Genomic DNA, 3,544 nt, shown 5'->3' with positions numbered 1-3,544 from the left:
GCACATTCATGATGACCTGCTCCCTGTTGATTAATGCACTATATGTTAACAACTTCCGCTTCTGGCACGTAGCAGCCCCAGGCAACGGCCAAGAGCGGCAATAAGGAGAAGTTCGCAATTGTTGCCATGATTGATGTCGAGTCCTGATCAATGGGAAGCAGTTCAGCGTGTTTTTACAGGCTTTATTAGTTTCGGTTATGGCCAAACTCCCGCGAGAGCAGTATTTGTTTCCAGTGAGTTTCGCGGCGGTCAATTTCACCTTTTTCGGCATTAAGATCCATGACTTCGAGGATCGCGAAAGTGATATTCTGCAGTCGGTTTTCATCGCCTGTGCCGAAAGCTTCCTTAAGCCCTACATTGCCGCCATGCCCGGAACCAAAATAATATTCCCATCGGCCCCATATCCCCTCGATTCCATCGGCTTTTCCAACGTAGAGTTTTCCGCTGTCCCGATCAGTTAATACATAGATGCCTTTAACCACGGACAGTGCGGTACGCCAGGATTGCAGATTAAGTCTGAGGATCGAGCCGATGCTGTTCCGGTCCAGCACGACGTAGCGGTAGCCTGGAAACTCGCCGAAGGTCAGACGTGCCGGGGTGATGGCGCTGATAACCAGTTCGCTCTGAATACTTTCACCGAGGCGAATGAAGTTACGGACTGTATTTTTAAAGCTGATATACATCCTTCCAGCGTATTCTTCAGTCTCTGGGATTTTCTGAAGGTGGTACTGATAATACAGTTCCTCACGATCAGGGTAGGCTTTCTTTCCCGCGTTGCCTATCTGCTGAAATGCTCCCGCAAATAGCCAAGTTTCAGTCCCTGGGATCCTGATCAGTGAAACGACATATCTGCGGCTAAACTCCAGTCGCTTCTGCCAGCACTGCCAGTCGTCGAAAGTGCCTCCACGGAATTTAACAAGCGGATCCTCTTTATAATCATTTAATTGCGCAAGATGGACTTTGGTGGCTTCAGGCGTCAGATCAGGAAACTCCATATTCAGATAATCAAAAAGCTTCAATTMATMTCCTTAATAATCAGCTGAGTCTGTTAACTTTTTGCCGTGGCTTTACGTTACATGCCCGCATTCCACTAAGCTGTTACTCACAAATTAACACGACTCGATTTCAGCAACGTTCTCTTCTGGCAGGTAACTTACTGACGGCTGAATAAGATACTGACCTGCTCTCTTTAAATTGACATAGATGACTATATTGGCAACGTCCCCCCCTTGATTAAGGATAGCGTTGCATCGACCCGTTGAACTCACAGCACCAAGCCGTCATCAAAGAATCTTGGTCATCCTAGATGAGAGGAGCGGAAGTAAAGTAAAAGATATAAGACTTTCCCTGATACAATTGCAGTAATATCAAGCGCATCATTTGGCTTACACTTTTTATTCACACATAAATAGAAATGTTATTGTATAAAAAGATGCATAGCCGCGGGTAATCCAAACACTTCCGCACCGTTAGTCATTATCGTGGCTCGTGGTAAACTGCCTCAATATTATACCCGTCAGGATCAAGGATGAACGCGGCATAATATCCGTGGTGATACTGAGGTCGGTATCCCGGCGCACCATTATCTTTTCCACCAGCCCGGAGGGCGCTAGAGTGGAATGCGTCCACTGCTTCTTTGTTTTTTGCACTGAAGGCAATATGCATCCTAGGCGTGGAGGGCCTACCCTGAGTGATCCAGAACGCGCCCCCCGGATCGGCCCCTTCATCAGGTTTGGCTGAACCAAAACCTACCGCTTTGTCTGGGATTTCAAGCCGGACATTATGACCAAGGCTTGCCAGAACTCGCATATAAAACAGTTTACTGTCTTCAAGATTGGTGACGCTGAAGCCGGTGTGATCAATCACTCTATATACTCCTGTCAGTAAAGAAGAGTATGTAGTAAAACATTCAACCACCGGATGATGTTTGATTTGGCATAAGAACAGATGATTATGTCAGTACTATTCCTGTGAAATTATTCACGTAGGTTCAGTTGACCCGCTCGCGTTGTTTAATACATCGCGATGCTCGCAATGTCCGCTTCACGCTCTCAGCAGACCTTCAGCGTCACGTGTTTGTCTGCTGTGTGCCAGGAGCGGACGTCACCAACAATTGAGTGTGCTACTCATAAGGGAGCAGATCAGACGAACTCAAAAATAGTTGTCGGGACCCTTAGCGAGCATGCGGATAGGATGCATTTCAGATGCATTTCTGTTTCAGGGAATCTTAATCCACGTGATACGTGGGATAATCTATATAACCTGCATCTCGCCCGGTATAGAACGTATCCTTATCAGGAATAGCTATCGGCCACCCATTTTTCATGCGTTTAACGAGATCAGGATTGGCTATGAAAGGACGCCCAAATGCGATTAAGTCGGCATAACCTTCTCTGAGTGCCAGTTCAGCACGCTCCTGTGTATAGCTGCCCGCGACGATGAGGGTACCTTCGTAGGCCTCGCGAAACTTTGTCAGAAAGCCAGCAGGAATGGCCTGAGCTCCCAGAGATTCCTGATCGCTCAAATGCACATATGCGAGATGTCGACGACGCAGTTCGATACCCAAAGATAACCAGGTATCCTGCTCATCATCAAAGCCATGCATATCCTGCAGGCGGCCAAAGGGTGCAATACGGATACCTGTCAGATGACTCCCGATGGCTGCAGAGATAGCATCCACCGTTTCCAGCGTAAACCGCAGTCGATTGGCAATATTACCGCCATAACGATCTGTTCTGTCGTTAAGTCCACCATTGATAAATTGCTCGAAGATGTAGCCGTTAGCTGCGTGGATCTCCACACCGTCAAAACCCGCCTCGATGGCATTTTTAGCCGCCCGAACGAAATCCTGCGTCACCCGCGGGACTTCATCCGTTGCTAATGCGCGGGGCTGACTGTGAAATACGCGTACAGACTGACAGTTATCACCGGGAATGTGAGTGGTGCAGCCTTCTGCAACGCGTGAGACGGAGCTGACCGGGGCCTGCCCATCAGGCTGGTGAGCAACGTGTGAGGAACGTCCTACGTGCCAAAGCTGGATGAATATTTTCCCACCCTGCGCATGTACTGCCTCTGTCACCTTTTTCCAGCCCTCTATCTGTTCGTCAGTGTAAATTCCCGGCGTGTAAGCCTGTCCACGACCTTCCATTGAAACAGGTGAACCTTCGGAAACAATTAAACCTGCTGTTGCGCGCTGGCGATAGTAGGTGACCATACTGTCAGTGGGAACAAGGTCATAAGCCCGCGATCGGGTCATTGGTGCCATAACGACACGATTATTAAGCTTTATTCCATTCATTGTATAGATATTTAGTAACTCGCTCATTCTGTCTCCTGAAGCCATTTCATGGTAAAAATCTGTTAGCAACGATCTTAACCTTATTTGAAGGCCATGATTACCTGGGCAAAAAGCCCCTCAGTGTTGAGATAAAGGAACCAATATTTGTGACGGCACAACTCAATGGCGTACAGGAATTTACTGAAGTCGTCAGAAAAGGCAGTTTCGTTGCTGCTGCTGAGGGTTTAGGCGTGACGCGCTCTGCAC

General features: G+C 48.0%; 3 protein-coding genes. All 3 read right to left on the bottom strand.

The window, feature by feature from the left end; translation table 11 throughout:
- Positions 1–185: 185 nt before the first annotated feature.
- The 3 genes from AC1DUO_RS23695 to AC1DUO_RS23685 all read right to left on the bottom strand — a co-directional run bounded on the left by AC1DUO_RS23695 (position 186) and on the right by AC1DUO_RS23685 (position 3,325).
- Entirely contained in the window at positions 186–1,019 is an 834-nt protein-coding gene (locus tag AC1DUO_RS23695) for a GIY-YIG nuclease family protein (RefSeq protein ID WP_421589722.1), read from the bottom strand.
- Positions 1,020–1,476: 457 nt separating this feature from the next.
- Positions 1,477–1,866: a VOC family protein gene (locus AC1DUO_RS23690; RefSeq protein ID WP_121019297.1), complete on the bottom strand. Its 390-nt coding sequence runs from the start codon at positions 1,864–1,866 to the stop codon at positions 1,477–1,479.
- A 361-nt stretch (positions 1,867–2,227) separates the two neighbouring features.
- Positions 2,228–3,325 carry an alkene reductase gene (locus AC1DUO_RS23685; protein WP_121019296.1) on the bottom strand — a complete coding sequence of 366 codons (1,098 nt, stop codon included), beginning with the start codon at positions 3,323–3,325 and terminating at the stop codon, positions 2,228–2,230.
- Between the last annotated feature and the right edge of the window lie 219 nt (positions 3,326–3,544).

This window comes from Rahnella sp. P4_A8 (assembly GCF_056402435.1).
This window is presented reverse-complemented; position numbering and strand designations above follow the sequence as displayed.

Bases quoted from the DNA above. Each gene is read 5' to 3' on its own strand.
- AC1DUO_RS23685 (WP_121019296.1), bottom strand. From the start codon at position 3,325: ATGAGCGAGTTACTAAATATCTATACAATGAATGGAATAAAGCTTAAT.